Source organism: Hymenobacter sp. H14-R3 (genome assembly GCF_030063445.1).
Taxonomy (GTDB): domain Bacteria; phylum Bacteroidota; class Bacteroidia; order Cytophagales; family Hymenobacteraceae; genus Hymenobacter.
In genome coordinates, this window is sequence record NZ_JASITD010000011.1 from 141,544 (window position 1) to 156,698 (window position 15,155).

Genomic DNA, 15,155 nt, shown 5'->3' on the forward strand with positions numbered 1-15,155 from the left:
TACGCAACGCATTGTTTATCAACACTGAATTCACTCTTAACTCACTTTTGCATATGCGAAACCTTGACTTACTGGCTAAGCTTTGGGCCTGCCTGCTGCTACTAGCCTGGGCCCAGCCGGTGCAGGCCCAGCGACTGGCCGTGGGGGCCTACCACACGGCGGCTATTTTCCCAAACGGCACCCTCTGGACCTGGGGCAACGGCGGCAGCCGGCAATTGGGCACCGGCAGCTTTGTCAACCAGCCCCTACCCACGCAAGTGGGCACCGCCACCACCTGGGCCAGCGTGGCTGCCGGGCAATTCAACACGGCGGCCATCCGCACCGATGGCACGCTCTGGGCCTGGGGCAGCAATAGCTACGGCCAGCTCGGTGATGGCACTACTACCCCGCGCAATACGCCCGTGCAGGTGGGCACCGCTACTACCTGGCGCAGCGTCAGCATTGGCTACGGCCACCTGGTAGCGGTGCGTACCGATGGTACGCTTTGGGCCTGGGGCCGCAATGACGATGGTCAGCTCGGCGACGGCAGTACCACCAACCAGCTCGTACCCGTGCAAATTGGTGTGGCTACCACGTGGCGCAGCGTGAGCGCAGGGTTCAGCCACACCGTGGGCGTGCGTACCGATGGCACCCTCTGGGCCTGGGGTAACGGCTACGCCACCGGCACCCCCGATCCAGCCAACCAGCTCAGCCCCAAGCAGGTAGGCACCGCCACCTGGCGCACGGCCAGCGCGGGCCAGACGTATACCCTGGCCGTGCGCCAGGACGGCACGCTCTGGAGCTGGGGTAACAACCAGTTTGGCCAGCTGGGCGATGGCACTACCACCAGCCATAGCACCCCGCAGCAAGTGGGCACCGCCACTGCCTGGCAAAGCGTGGCCGCCGGCGATACGCACGGCCTGGCCCTGCGCCAGGATGGCACCCTCTGGGCCTGGGGCGCCAACCGGGCGGGCCAGCTTGGCGACGGGGCTACTGCCAGCCAGCTTAGCCCGGTGGAGGCCGGGGCCGGAGCTACCTGGCAAAGCATAGCCAGCAGCTCGGGGGCTAGCCACTCGGCAGCCCTACGCCAGGATGGCACCCTCTGGACCTGGGGCCTCAACAACAACGGCCAGTTGGGCGCGGGCTTTACCAAGCAGCTTCTACCCCTGCCCGTGGCCACCACCTGGGCCAGCGTAGGCGCGGGCTCCAACAGTACGCTCGGCCTGCGGCCCGATGGTACCCTCTGGACCTGGGGCGATAATCCCAATGGCCAATTGGGCACTGGCACCAGCGGCAACCAACAAGTGCCCACCCAAGTGGGTACCGCTGCCTGGCGCAGCGTGAGTGTCGGCCGTTGGCACATGGCCGCTATCCATACCAACGGCACCCTCTGGACCTGGGGTGGCAACCAGTTTGGGGAGCTGGGCCTGGGCACTACTACCAATCAGAATACCCCCGTGCAAGTGGGCACCGCCACCACTTGGCTAAGCGTGAGCGCGGGGGATTTTTATACCCTGGCCGTGCGCCAGGACGGCACGCTCTGGGCCTGGGGCGACAATACCTACGGCCAACTGGGCGACGGCACTACTACCAACCGCAGCACGCCGCAGCAAGTGGGCACCGCCACTACCTGGCGCAGCGTGAGCGCGGGTGGGTGGCACTGCCTGGCCGTGCGCCAGGATGGTACCCTCTGGGCCTGGGGCGATAATACCGACGGCCAGCTAGGTACCGCTACGGCCACCACCACCCAGCCTACGCCCATGCAGGTAGGCACGGCCGCCACTTGGGCGAGCGTAACCGCCGGCACTTTCCACTCCTTGGCTCTGCGCCAGGACGGCACCCTCTGGGCCTGGGGCGATAATAACTCTGGCCAACTCGGCGACGGCACTACGACCGGGCACCCGACCCCCGTGCAGCTAGGTACGGCCGCTACCTGGGCGAGCGTGAGCGCCGGGGTCTACCACACCGTAGCCCTGCGCCAAAATGGTAGCCTCTGGGCCTGGGGCAATAATGGCTACGGCCAGCTCGGCACGGGTACTACCAGCCCGCAGCTCACGCCTGTGGCAGTAGGCACCGCTACTTGGCAAGGCGTGGCGGCGGGTGCCTACCATACGGCGGCCCTCCGCACCGATGGCGCTATCTGGGCCTGGGGCAATAATACCAACGGGCAAACCGGCCGGTCCAATGCCAACCCATTGCCCATTTATATTCCTTATCCGGCTACCGCCCTGGCCACCACCCAGGCAGCCAACACCGCCGCTACCTGGCAGCTTGCCCCCAACCCCGCCCACGGCCGCGCCCAGCTGCTGGGCCTGCCCGCCGGCCCCGTGGTCGGCCAGCTCTTCGACAGCCAGGGCCGCCTCGTGCGCACCACCGCCTCGGCCGAGGTCGAGCTGGCGGGGCTGGCCCCGGGCTTCTACTTGCTGCGCGCCGCGGCGGGCGGGGCTACGCGTACCCTGCGCTTAGTAGTGGAATAAGACGCATTCCACACGTTGCTTCTAAAGCCCTTACCAGCTCTGGTAAGGGCTTTTTCCATTTTCCTCAAAATGCCGGGACCGGGTTATAAGCCGCCGTATCTTGTGTGGCCTGGCAACTGGCACCAGCAATTTTGAGGCTTATACTACTAAAGCCAACGGCTCAAAAGTTGGTGGTAAGGGCAGGTAATCTGTTCCCAGTACTCGCTTCACTTTTTGCTCATCCAGGCAATTATCAACAAACTCACTCAGATTGGCCCCGCCGTAACGCATACCTCCCATGCGTGACGCCAGTACGTAGATGGGCAGCTCCTCATCAGGTCCGCGCTTGCTCATGTCCCAGGCCAAGTATTCGCCGTTCTCACTCATGGCGAAGGGCAGCAGCGACTTCTCCAGGCCCGGATAGCCGTCGGGCTCCAAAAAAAGCGGGTGGTATCCCATTTCTGCGTAGAACTCGTCCATTCCCTCCTTAATCCAAGGGCTGCGCACCTGCCAGGAGTCGGGGTAGTTGCCCAGGGGCACGTAGATGAGGAACAGCTCCCCCAGGCGGCCCCACCCAAACTCCCGGGCGAACGTTTGGTAAGAGGGCGGAAAGCCCATGTTATCGGGCAGCCGGTGCGTGGTGAGGTACACTAGGTCGGCGGCCACCGGCGAGGCCGGCCGGGGCAGGTGTTGAAAAAGCGACATGTGATGTAGGCAGGAGGGGATTGAATGAACACAAAAATGGCGCGGCAAGGCTTATCATTATGGCTGATGCCGGGCCGTCGCCCTTCCGTTCACCTAGTCCCTGCCCCTTGCCTACCCCGCCACCCGTTATTCGCGTTGCCCACCTTACTAAGCGCTTCGGCGCGCAGCTCGTCGTCGATGACCTCAGCTTTGAGGTGCCCGCCGGCGAAACCCTGGTGCTGCTCGGGCCCAGCGGCTGCGGCAAAACCACGCTGCTCAAAACTCTCAACCGCCTCATCGAGCCCGACGGCGGCACCATCGAAATCAACGGCCGCGATGTGCGCCAGCAGCGCCCCGAGGCGCTGCGGCGCGGCATCGGCTACGTCATTCAGCAGGTGGGGCTGCTGCCGCATTACACTGTCGCTCAGAATATTGGCCTGGTGCCCGGCCTACTGGGCCAGCCGCCCGCCGCCACGGCTGCCCGCACCACGGCCCTGCTCGAGCGCCTGCACCTGCCCGCCGCGCAGTTTGCCCACGTGCTGCCGGCCCAGCTCTCGGGCGGGCAGGCGCAGCGCGTGGGGCTGGCCCGCGCCCTGGCCGCCGACCCGCCCGTGGTGCTGCTCGATGAGCCCTTCGGGGCGCTCGACCCGCTCACCCGCGCCGCCGTGCGCCGCGACTTTCGGGAGCTCGACGAGCTGCGCCGCAAAACGGTGGTGCTCGTGACCCACGACGTAGCCGAGGCCTTCGAGCTGGCCGACCGCATTATGCTGCTCAATAATGGCCGCATTCAGCAGTTGGGCCCGCCCCGCGAGCTGCTGCGCCAGCCCGCCAACGCCTTCGTGCGCAGCTTCTTCCAGGCCGAGCGGCTGGGCTTAGAGATGCGCGTAACTACCCTGGCCGAGGTGCAGCCTTTTTTGCCGGTCACCGCCCCGGCCGCGCCGGCGGGCACCCCGGCCCTGCCCCCCACTACCAGCGTGCAGGAAGCCCTGGCCCGGCTGGCCGAAGCCGGCCCCGCGGGCCTGGCGCTGGCGGGCACGCCGGGCCGGCTCACGCCCGGCAACGTGCTGGCGGCTTTCGGCCAGTTTCTGACTTAGCGGCTGTATAAAAGCCCCGCGCCAGCCGCTGTTTCTACCTGCCGCTTGGTGGGCGGCCACGCCTCTTTTTACAAAATCCGGGCTATTGGTGCCATATTGCGCGGCGCGGCCCCCTTCCGCGCTTCTGCCTTATTCTCACTATTTTAGTCAGTTCCACCCTTGAAAAACCGCGCAACTCTCGCCGCTCGCCTGGCGGCCGGTGCGCTGGCCCTGCTGCCAGCCCTGGCCCTGCGGCCGGCCTACCCGGCTCCGGTGCCCGCCGCCAACGGCCTGCGGGCCGAGCAACGCCTTTTCGATGGCAAAACCCTCGCGGGCTGGAAGCGCCTGGGCGGCACGGCCGATTACAAGGTCGAGAACGGGGCCATCGTGGGCACCACGGTCATGAACTCCGGCAACACCTTTCTGGTCACGGAGAAGGAGTACGGCGACTTCAGCCTGGAGCTGGATATTAAGATAGAGAGCGCGGAAAGCAACTCAGGCGTGCAGACGCGCAGCCACTTCGACGCGGCCGAGCAGCCGGGCAAAGTGTACGGCCGGCAGCTGGAAATCGACCCCTCGGCGCGCAGCTGGTCGGGCGGCATCTACGACGAGGCCCGCCGCCAGTGGCTCTACCCGCTCGATTTGCACCCGCAGGCCAAAACGGCCTTCAAGCTCGGCCAGTACAACCACGTGAAGGTGGAGTGCCTCGGCAACGAGATGAAGACCTGGATTAACAACGTGCCGGTGGCCTACGTGGTGGACCCCGTGGACCCCAAAGGCTTTATCGGCCTGCAAGTGCACGGCATCACCACCAAGGAGCAGGAGGGGAAAAAGGTGTATTTCAAGAACATCATTATCCAAACGGCCGACCTCAAGCCCAGCCCGTTTCCGGCCGATATCTACGTGGTCAACTTCGTGCCCAACTACCTCACGCCCTACGAGCAGCAGCACGGCTGGAAGCTGCTCTACGATGGCAAAACCAGCCAGGGCTGGCGCAGCGTGAAGGGCGGCGCTTTTCCGAGCGGCGGCTGGCAAACCGACGGCGGCACCATGACCATTCAGGCCTCGCAGGGCAAGGAGGCGGCCAACGTGGGCGACATCATTACCGATGCCGAGTACCGGGCCTTCGACCTCTCGTTTGATTTTAAGCTGACGCCGGGGGCCAACAGCGGGGTGAAGTACTTCGTGACGCTGGCCGAGAAAACCCAGGGCTCGGCCATCGGCCTCGAATACCAGGTGCTCGACGATGCCCTGCACCCCGATGCCAAGCTGGGCCGCGACGGCAACCGTACGCTGGCCTCGCTCTACGACCTGCAAACGGCTACCAAACCCGAGCGCTTCCTCCACCCCATTGGCGAGTGGAACACGGGCCGCGTGGTAGTGTACCCCAACAACCACGTCGAGCACTACCTCAACGGGGTGAAGGTGCTGGAATACGAGCGCGGCTCGCCCGCGTTCCGCGCCCTGGTGGCCGGGAGTAAATACAAGGTGTGGCCCAACTTTGGCGAGGCCCCGGCCGGCCACCTCCTGCTGCAAGACCACGGCAACGAGGTAGCGTTTCGCAGCATTAAGCTCAAGGAGCTGAAGTAGGGGGTGAGGCGCCCACGTTAGCGCCGCCCCACTCCACTCCCAACACCCCCTTCCATCATCCCACCCCTCAACCCTATGTCAACTCCTCGTCGTTTCTTTATCAAGCAGGCTGCCCTTGCCGGGGCGGCGGCCATTGTGGCGCCGCGCGTGGTGTGGTCGGCGAGCAGCTACAAGCGCATTATTGGGGCCAACGACCGGGTGCGGGTGGGCGTGGTGGGCTTTTCTGACCGGCACCGCGGCTCGCACATGCCGTGCTTTCTCAACCACTACAAGGAGCTGAACTTCGACATAGTGGGCGTATCCGATATCTGGAGTAAGCGCCGGGAGGAGGGCGCGGCCCTGTGGCAGGAAAAACTGGGGCACCCCGTGGCCGCCTACCGCAACAACGACGAGCTCTACGCCAGCAAAAACGTGGATGCCGTGTTTATCGGCACCGCCGATTTTCAGCACGCGCTGCACGCCATTGAGGCCGTGCGGGCGGGCTGCGATGCCTACGTGGAGAAGCCCTTTGCCGAAACGATGGCCGACAACCGGGCCGCCCTCCAGGCCATCAAGGGCTCGAAGCAGATTGTGCAGATTGGCTCGCAGCGCCGCAGCGGGGCCAACTACCGGGCGGCCGAGCAGTTTATCAAATCGGGTAAGTTTGGGCCCATCACCATGGTGGAGCTGACCTGGAACGTGAACCAGCCCGGCCGCTGGCGCCGGCCCGAGCTGCTGACGCAGCTGCGCGAGGCCGACACCGACTGGAAGCGCTACCTGATGAACCGGCCCTTCGAGGCCTTCGATCCGCGCAAGTACCTGGAATACCGCTTGTTCTGGCCCTACTCATCGGGCCTGCCGGGCCAGTGGATGAGCCACCAGATTGATACCGTGCACTGGTTTACGGGCCTGCCTCACCCCCGCAGCGTGGTGGCCAACGGCGGCATTTACATGTGGAAGGACGGCCGCCGCAACTGGGACACCCTCACGGCGGTGTTCGACTACGGCCCGGCCAACGACCCCACCACCGGCTTTCAGGTGGCGTTTGGCTCGCGCATGCACAACGGCGACGAGCACCCCACCGAAATCTATTACTCCAACGGCGGCGAACTCAACCTCAACACCAACCTCATCTCGCCCCGGGGCGGCCTCACCAAGCAGTTTGCCGATGCCATGCACCTACCCGCCAACCTGCTGCCCGAAACCAAGCTCACGGACGCGCAGGCCGTGGTAACCTCGGCCAATACCGGCGGCGACCAGCTCACCTCCAACCACATCCGCAACTGGATGGAGTGCGTGCGCAGCCGCCAGCAGCCCAACGCCCCCGTGGAAGCCGGCTACAGCCACTCCATCGCCAACATCATGACCACCGCCGCCTCCCACACGGGCCTCAAAGCCACGTTCGATGAAAAAACCCAGGAGGTAATGGTTGGTGGTAAGGTCTTCACAGCCTAGGACTTACCAGTAGTGTGTACGGGCGGCCCCTACCCTACCTCGTATAAAAGCGCTGGGTGCAGCCGCGGCCGGCGCTAACCCTGTGCTAACCAGCCCACTATTCCAGGTAAGCCAGCACCTCCACCAAGGATTCGACGCGGTGAAAATCCAGGCCCACCAGCTGGGCGGCGGGCACTTCCTCGTGAATCCAGGTGGTGTGGTAGGGCACGTGGATGGCGGGCGCACCCAGCGCCAGCACGGGCAGAATGTCCGATTTCAGCGAGTTGCCAATCATCACAAAGTCGGCGGGGGCCACGGCGTGGCGGGCCAGGATGCGCCGGTAGGTGGCCTCGTTTTTCTCGCTCACGATTTCGACGTGGTCAAAAAAATCACCCAGGCCCGAGCGCGCCAGCTTGCTCTCCTGGTCGAACAGGTCGCCCTTGGTGAGCACCATCAGGCGCGCGCCGCGCTGCTTGAGCGCGCTGAGCACCGCTACCACGCCGGGCAGCGGCTCGATGGGAAAGTCGAGCAGGCGCTTGCCCAGGTCGAGTAATTGCTGAATCTCCACGCCCGTCACGGCCCCGTCGGTGAGCTGAACGGCCGTTTCTATCATGGTCAGCATCAATGATTTGGCCCCGTAGCCAAACAGGTGCATGTTGTGGCGCTGCACCGCGTAGAGGTGGCTGGCAATGCGGGCCGGGTCGCCGCACCGCGCCAGAATGGCGGCAAGCTGGGTTTCGACGTGGTCGAAGTGCGGCTGGTTGGGCCAGAGGGTGTCGTCGGCGTCGAAGGCGATGAGCCGGGGCGGCGGCAAAAGAGGCGAAGGCATGGGCAAAAACCGGCTTCCGGCGGAAGCCAAGGCCCAAAAGTACCGAACTTGCCGCCCATGCGCACTCTACTTGACCAGGCCACCTGGCCCCGCCGCGAGCATTTCGCCTTTTTCACCGCCTTCGAAGAACCGTTTTTTGGCCTCGTGGCCGACGTGGACGTGACCATTGCCCGCGCCGAGGCCCGGCGGCTGGGCGTGTCGTTTTTCCTGTACTACCTCTACCAGGCCGTGGCGGCGGCCAACTCGGTACCGGAGTTTCGCCACCGCATCGAGCAGGGGCAGGTGTATTGCTACGACCAGGTGCACGCCTCGGCCACCATCGGCCGGCCCGACCACACCTTCGGCTTCTCGTTTCTGGAATACCAGCCCACCCTACCCGAGTTTCTGGCCACCGCCCAGCCCGAGATTGCGGCCGTGCAGCAGGCCGGCGGCCTGTGCCTGAGCGAGCGCACCGGCCGGCCCGACGTGCTGCACTGCTCGGCCATTCCGTGGGTGCGCTTCACGGGCCTCACCCACGCCCGCAGCTTCACCCACCCCGACAGCACCCCCAAAATCTCCTTCGGCCAGGCCTACGACCACGGCCCCGGCCAGCGCATGGCCGTGTCCGTGAACGTGCACCACGCCCTGGCCGATGGCTACCACGTGGGGCAGTTTCTGGCGGCCTTCCAGCAGCGGCTGGATGGAAATACAACCAGTTTATAATCAGTAATTTGTCCTTGCGAGCATGTTGCGCATCAAGCAAGGGCGCAGGGGAGCGCGGTAATCTTTCCTGGTCGTCCTCGGCATCAGAGTTAGTAACCCGACCGGGAAGGAGAGATTGCCGCGCTCCCCTGCGCCCTTGCTTGATGCGCAACATGCTCGCAAGGACAGACGATTCGCATCCTGCAAAGACCTCATGCAAACCCTCACCGACCTCCTCACCTTCTGGCACGCGCAGGCGGGCAAGCTGGGCCAACAAACGCTTCAGCACGTGGCCCTTACGGCGGCCGCCTTGCTGCTGGGCGTGGCCGTGGGCGTGCCCGTGGGGCTGTGGCTCACGCGGCGGCCGCGCTACGCCCCGGCGGTGCTGGGCGTGGCGGGCGTGCTCCAGACCGTGCCCAGCATTGCGCTGCTGGGGTTTTTGATTCCGGTGATGGGCATTGGGGCCGGGCCGGCCATTCTGGCGCTGCTGCTGTATTCGCTGCTGCCCATTATCCGCAACACGGTGGCGGGCATTCAGGGGGTGCCGCCGGCCGTGGTGGAAGCCGCTAAGGGCCTGGGCTTTACCGATGGCCAGGTACTGCGGCGCGTGGAGCTGCCGCTGGCGCTGCCGGTGCTCATGGCGGGTATTCGCACGGCCACGGTCATCAACGTGGGCGTGGCCACGCTGGCGGCCTACGTGGCGGCGGGCGGGCTGGGCGAGTTCATCTTCGGCGGCATCGCCCTCAATAACCCGGTGATGATACTGGCCGGGGCCATTCCGGCGGCGGGGCTGGCGCTGGCTTTTGATGCGGGCCTCGGCTGGCTCGAAAAGCAGTCGGCCCGGCGGCTGCGGGCGGTGGGCGGCGGGCTGCTGCTGGCCCTGCCCCTGCTGGCGGCCGGCTACTGGCTGCCGCAGGCCGCCGGCCGGCTGCGGGCGGGTTTCAGCCCCGAGTTTGTGGGCCGGGCCGACTGCCTGCCGGGCCTCACCAAGGCCTACGGCCTCACCCACCTGCCCAATGTAGTGCTGGCCCCGGCCCTGGTGTACGAGGCCGCCCGCGCTGCCCACGTCGATGTTATCGACGGCTACTCCACCGACGGGCGCATTCGGGCCTACGGCCTGCGCGTGCTGCGCGACGACCGCCACGCCCTGCCCCCGTACTACGCCGCGCCCGTGCTGCGCCCGCAACTGCTGGCGGCCCACCCCGAGCTGGGCCCCGTGCTCGACCAGCTCAGCGGCCAGCTCTCCGACTCGGCCATGACCACGCTCAACTACCAGGTTGACTACCTGCATCTTGAGCCTAAAGTAGTGGCCCTAAGGTGGTTGCGCCGCAAGGGTCTCTGGAAGACCCCGCGCCCCCTGCCGGCCGGCGCGCCCACGGTGCGGCTGGGCTCCAAGATTTTTGCCGAGCAGTACATTCTGGTGGAAATGTACGCCGCCCTCATCCGGGGTAATACCGACCTGGCGGTGGCCACCAAAACCGGCCTTGGCGGCACCAGCATCTGCTTTGAGGCGCTGCGCGGCGGCGAAATCGACCTGTACCCCGAGTACACGGGCACCGGCTTGCAGGTGCTGCTGCAACCCTCGGCGGCGGTGCTCGACTCGCTGGGCGGCCAGCCCGCGGCGGTGCTGGGCTACGTGCGGGCCGAGTTTCGGCGGCGCTACAACCTGGAGTGGCGCGCCCCGCTGGGCTTCAACAACACCTACTGCCTGCTCATGCGGGGCCAGCAGGCGGGCGAGCTGGGCATTGCCAGCATCTCGGAACTGGGCACCTACTTAGCCCAGTGAGGGAATAGAGTGGCAAACATATCGCGCGGTTACGGCGTTGGCAGGAGAAACTTTTTGAGCGTTTGAGAGTGAGGCGCCCAATCTAGGGCAGCTACCTCGCGGTGTTCGCCAAGACAACCGGTTTTTAATTCTTCCTTCCAACTTCTTAACGCCGGTACTAGCGGTACTGGCGCGAGCTACGCTGCGCTAAGCCCGCGCCAGCACTGACCACTGCGTAGCGTCAGTTTTCGATTCTTCCTTCTTAAATTCCAGATTCCTAATTTCTCCTATGCCGCTCACCACTACCCCACTGCCTGCTACCTCCGCCAGCCCGCCGCCCTTCACCGAGCGGCGCTATATTATCACCTTCATTTTTGTGGTGTCGCTGTTCATGCTCTGGGGCCTGGGCGTGACGATGGCCGACGTGCTCAACAAGCACTTTCAGCAGGTGCTGCACGTGAGCAAGGCCAACTCGGCCTACGTGCAGGCCGCCACCTTCGGGGCCTACTTCGTGATGGGCCTGCCCGCGGGCTGGTTCATGAAGCGCTTTGGCTACCAAAAGGGCGTTATCCTGGGCCTGGGCCTGTACGCCGCCGGGGCTTTTCTGATGGTGCCGGCCGCCAATGCGGCCTCGTTCACGTTTCTGCTGGTGGCCCTGTTTGTGCTGGCCTGCGGCCTGGGCACGCTCGAAGCCGTGGCGCACCCGTTTCTGGACGGCCTGGGCGACCCGGGCAGCTCCGACCGGCGCATCACGTTTTCGCACGCCATCAACGGCATTGGGGCGGTGTCGGGGCCGCTCATTGGGGGCTACTTCGTGCTGCGCGGCACCCACGCGGCCGGCGACTTATCGTCGGTGAAGGTGCTCTACACCATTATTGGCGTAGTGGTGGCCGGCATCGGGCTGGCGTTTGCCTTCGTAAAAGTGCCCCAGCTCAACGCCGAGCACACGCCCGAAACGCGCCTGGGAGCGCCCAACGAAACGCCCACCGACCTGGTGGCCGACAAAAGCCTCTTTCAGCACAAGCATTTCGTGTGGGCCTGCGTGGCGCAGCTCTTCAACACGGCGGCGCAGGGCGGCACCTGGGCGTATTTTATCAACTACGGCACCGATTATATGGGCCTGAAGCCGGGGCCGGCCATCCAGGGGTTCTGGCAGGTGGGCGACCTCTTTAGCCGCACCGTGGGCCTGGTGCCCGGCCTGCCCCACCTGGCCAACGATGTGGCGGCTTACTTCTTCTCCCTGAGCCTGGTCGGCATGATGCTGGGGCGCTTTCTGGGCACCTACCTCATGCAGTTTATCGCCCCCAACCGCCTGCTGGCCTTCGTGGCCCTGGCCAACATCGGTATGTGCGTCATTGTGGCGCAGCACTGGGGCTGGGTGTCGTTTGGGGCCCTCATTGCGCTCAACTTCTTTTTCAGCGTCATGTTCCCGATTATTTATAGCCTGGGGCTCAAGGACTTGGGCCGGCACAAGCAGTTGGCCTCGTCGTTCATCGTGATGGGCGTGGTGGGCGCGGCGCTGTTTCCGCGCTTCGTGATGGGGCCGGTGGCCAACGTGAGCGTGGCCCACGCCTACTACCTGCCCATTATTTGCTACGTAATGGTGTTCTTGTACGGCATTAAGTTCTACAAAGTGCAGCGCGACTAGTGGCTTAGTAATAAGTTAACTAACTAATTACTAAGCCTTTATTCTTTCTCCTTGCTTATGCTCAAGCTTTTACTCATCGGTGGTGGCCTGGCGGTAGCGGCGGCCACCAGCAGCCTGGTGTTCATCTTCTCGCTGGGGCAAAAATCGGTCACCTACGAGGCCGTGCTTCAGCTCCTGGATGCGGCGGGGCAGCCGCTGGCGCACCAGCCGGTAGTGGTGTGGCGCTACGACTACCCGCGCCAGCTGCTGCGCACCGACTCGGCGGGCCAGGTGCGCTGGCAGGCGCAGGAGTCGTTCAGCGCCAGTGTGCTCATCGGGCCCAAGCGGCCCGACGTGTTTCTGGTGCGGCTGGCCGTGCCGGAGGTGTCGCCCCTCTACTACCGCTTCGAGGTGGGCCGCAAGGATTCCGGGCCCGTGCCCTACCAGGTCTTCAACACCGAGTACGACTACTACTTTGGCCACCAGTGGGTGGGCGATGTGGATGCGGCCGGCCGGCTCCGGCGCGAAGTGAAGCAGGGCAGCCCGGCCACCACCTACCAGGCCGTGCCCCCCACCGGCGGGCAGCTGCTGCGCTGGCAGGCCACGGCTACCCTGCGCCCCGCGGGCCAGCAGCCCGATGGCCGCGCCCACTACACCCTGGCCCTCACGCTCCGGCAACACGGCCTGGCCCTTCCCGAAGCGCCCTAAAAACGGGCCAGGGCCAGAAGCGACGCGTTACATTGGCAGCATGAAGCACTTCCTGCTGGCTCCCAACCTGCTCCTGGCCTGCGCCGCTGCGGCCCAAACCACCCCCGAAAACCTCGTGCAGTACGCCCACCCGCTGGTGGGCACCGCCCGCATGGGCCACACCTACCCCGGGGCCACGGTGCCCTTCGGCGCGGTGCAGCTCTCGCCCGATACCGACACCATCAGCTACGAGCTGAATGGCAAGTATAACCCCGAAGTGTATTCGTACTGCGCTGGCTACCAGTACAAAGACCCCACCATCGTGGGCTTCAGCCACACGCACTTCAACGGCACGGGCCACTCCGATTTAGGCGATTTTCTGGTGATGCCCACCACCGGGCCGTTGCAGCTGAACCCCGGCCCCGCCGACAAGCCGAGTAGCGGCTACCGCTCGGCCTACTCGCACGCCACGGAGGTGGCCGAGCCCGCCTACTACAAGGTGCGGCTGGCCGACCACGATATTCTGGCCGAGCTCACGGCCACGACCCGCGTGGGCGTGCACCAGTACACGTTTCCGCAGGCCGACCAAAGCCACATCATACTCGATTTGATGGCTGGGATTTACAACTACCCCGACAAAAACGTGTGGACGTTCGTGCGGGTCGAAAACGACTCGCTCGTGACCGGCTACCGCCAAACCAACGGCTGGGGCCGCACCCGCACGGTGTACTTCGCGCTCAGCTTTTCGCGCCCCTTCAAAACCTACGGCAGCCGCAACTACGATAAGAAGGAGGCCTACCGCGGCTTCTGGGGGCGCTTCGACCAGGCCCACAACTGGCCCGACCTCGCCGGCCACCAGCTGCGCCTGCACTTCGACTTCGGGGCGATGCAGGCCGGCGATAAGGTGAAGCTCAAACTGGCCCTCTCGCCCGTGAGCACCGCCGGCGCGCTGGCCAACCTGCGCGCCGAAGCCCCCGGCTGGAACTTCGCCGATTACCGACAAAAAGGCCAGGCGCAGTGGCAGCAGGAGCTGAGCAAAATCACGGTCAGTTCGCCGCGCCGGGTCGATAAGGAAAACTTCTACACGGCTATGTACCACGCCTTTATCGGCACCACCATCTACCAGGACGTGGACGGCCAGTACCGCGGCCTCGACCAGAACATTCACACCGCCAAGGGTTTCACCAACTACACCAGCTTCTCGCTCTGGGATACCTACCGGGCGCTGCACCCCCTTTATAACCTGGTGCAGCCGCAGCGCAACGCCGACATGGCCCAAAGTATGCTGGCCCACTTCGACCAAAGCGCCGAGCACATGCTGCCCGTGTGGAGCCACTACGCCAACGAAAACTGGTGCATGATTGGCTACCACTCGGTGCCCGTGCTCTGCGACGCCATCGTGCTCGGCAACGCCCCCTTCGACCAAAACCATGCCCTCGACGCCTGCGTTACCACCGCCCGCCAGCGCTGGTACGACGGCCTGGGCGAGTACATGACCCGCGGCTACGTGCCCGAGGATAAAAGCGGCGCCTCGGTATCGAAAACCCTGGAATACGCCTTCGACGACTACTGCATTGCCCAGGCCGCCAAGAAGCTGGGCCGCCCCGATATTGAAAAGGAGTTTCGCCAGCGCGCCACCAACTGGCAAAACGTGTACGACGCCCGCATCGGCTTCATGCGCCCGCGCTTGGCCGACGGCACCTTCCGGGCCAAGTTTGACGTGCTGACCACCAGCGACCCCGCCTACATCGAGGGCAACGCCTGGAACTACAGCCTCTACGTGCCCCACGACCCGGCCGCGCTCATTGCCAAAATGGGCGGTAACAAGCGCTTCGTGCCCCACCTCGACTCGCTCTTCACCATTCACCTGCCCGACAAGTTCTTCGCCGAAACCGAGGACATCACCCGCGACGGCATCATCGGTAACTACGTGCACGGCAACGAGCCCGCCCACCACGCCGCCTACCTATACAACTGGACCAACCAGCCCTGGAAAACCCAGCCCCGCATCCGCATGATTCTCAACAAGATGTATCACCAGGGCCCCGACGGCCTCGGCGGTAACGACGACTGCGGCCAGCTATCGGCCTGGTACATCTTCTCGGCCCTGGGCTTCTACCCCGTCGCCCCCGCCTCGGGCGAGTACGCGCTCGGCAGCCCCGCCGTGCACGGGGCCACGCTGCAAGTCGGCGAGGGCAAACAATTCGTGATTACCGTTAAGAACCAGAGCGATAAGAACGTCTACGTGCAGTCGGCCCGGCTGAATGGCAAGCTGCTGGCGCGGCCGTTTTTGCCAGTAAGCGAGGTGCGCCAGGGCGGCACGCTGGAGTTTGTGATGGGCAGCCGGCCGGCGCGGAAATAGTAATAGGGC

The 15,155-nt window shown here is 65.0% G+C and carries 11 protein-coding genes; 9 read left to right on the forward strand and 2 right to left on the reverse strand.

The annotated features are described in order from the left end of the window. Positions 1–53: 53 nt before the first annotated feature. Positions 54–2,456 (forward strand): RCC1 domain-containing protein, encoded by a 2,403-nt coding sequence (locus tag QMK33_RS12055; RefSeq protein WP_283564839.1) that lies wholly within the window; start codon positions 54–56, stop codon positions 2,454–2,456. 138 nt (positions 2,457–2,594) lie between these two features. Here the strand turns inward: QMK33_RS12055 and QMK33_RS12060 are convergent, their stop codons facing one another. Next, a complete protein-coding gene (locus QMK33_RS12060) occupies positions 2,595–3,140 on the reverse strand; it encodes an SMI1/KNR4 family protein (protein ID WP_283564840.1) in 546 nt (181 codons plus the stop codon). Positions 3,141–3,247: 107 nt separating this feature from the next. On the opposite strand from QMK33_RS12060, the gene QMK33_RS12065 reads away from it, so the two are divergent. The 3 genes from QMK33_RS12065 to QMK33_RS12075 all read left to right on the forward strand — a co-directional run bounded on the left by QMK33_RS12065 (position 3,248) and on the right by QMK33_RS12075 (position 7,216). Next, a complete protein-coding gene (locus QMK33_RS12065; protein ID WP_349361736.1) occupies positions 3,248–4,213 on the forward strand; it encodes an ATP-binding cassette domain-containing protein in 966 nt (321 codons plus the stop codon). Positions 4,214–4,372: 159 nt separating this feature from the next. Then, a complete protein-coding gene (locus QMK33_RS12070; RefSeq protein WP_283564841.1) occupies positions 4,373–5,782 on the forward strand; it encodes a 3-keto-disaccharide hydrolase in 1,410 nt (469 codons plus the stop codon). 75 nt (positions 5,783–5,857) lie between these two features. Beyond that, on the forward strand, positions 5,858–7,216 hold the full coding sequence (locus QMK33_RS12075; protein WP_283564842.1) for a Gfo/Idh/MocA family protein: 1,359 nt from the start codon (positions 5,858–5,860) through the stop codon (positions 7,214–7,216). A gap of 97 nt (positions 7,217–7,313) precedes the next feature. On the opposite strand, the gene QMK33_RS12080 is transcribed toward QMK33_RS12075, so the two are convergent. Beyond that, on the reverse strand, positions 7,314–8,024 hold the full coding sequence (locus QMK33_RS12080; protein WP_283564843.1) for an HAD family hydrolase: 711 nt from the start codon (positions 8,022–8,024) through the stop codon (positions 7,314–7,316). Between the two features lie 57 nt (positions 8,025–8,081). Here QMK33_RS12080 and QMK33_RS12085 point away from each other — a divergent pair, with 57 nt between their 5' ends. The 5 genes from QMK33_RS12085 (at position 8,082) to QMK33_RS12105 (ending at position 15,146) form a co-directional block, all read left to right on the forward strand. Further along, positions 8,082–8,726: a chloramphenicol acetyltransferase gene (locus QMK33_RS12085; protein WP_283564844.1), complete on the forward strand. Its 645-nt coding sequence runs from the start codon at positions 8,082–8,084 to the stop codon at positions 8,724–8,726. A 193-nt stretch (positions 8,727–8,919) separates the two neighbouring features. Continuing rightward, entirely contained in the window at positions 8,920–10,491 is a 1,572-nt protein-coding gene (locus tag QMK33_RS12090; protein ID WP_283564845.1) for an ABC transporter permease/substrate-binding protein, read from the forward strand. A 268-nt stretch (positions 10,492–10,759) separates the two neighbouring features. Then, on the forward strand, positions 10,760–12,118 hold the full coding sequence (locus QMK33_RS12095; RefSeq protein WP_283564846.1) for an MFS transporter: 1,359 nt from the start codon (positions 10,760–10,762) through the stop codon (positions 12,116–12,118). Positions 12,119–12,175: 57 nt separating this feature from the next. Next, the gene (locus QMK33_RS12100) at positions 12,176–12,805 is read left to right on the forward strand and encodes a hypothetical protein (protein ID WP_283564847.1); all 630 of its coding nucleotides are present in this window, start codon (positions 12,176–12,178) and stop codon (positions 12,803–12,805) included. Between the two features lie 40 nt (positions 12,806–12,845). Further along, positions 12,846–15,146 carry a GH92 family glycosyl hydrolase gene (locus QMK33_RS12105; protein WP_283564848.1) on the forward strand — a complete coding sequence of 767 codons (2,301 nt, stop codon included), beginning with the start codon at positions 12,846–12,848 and terminating at the stop codon, positions 15,144–15,146. Positions 15,147–15,155 lie beyond the last annotated feature (9 nt).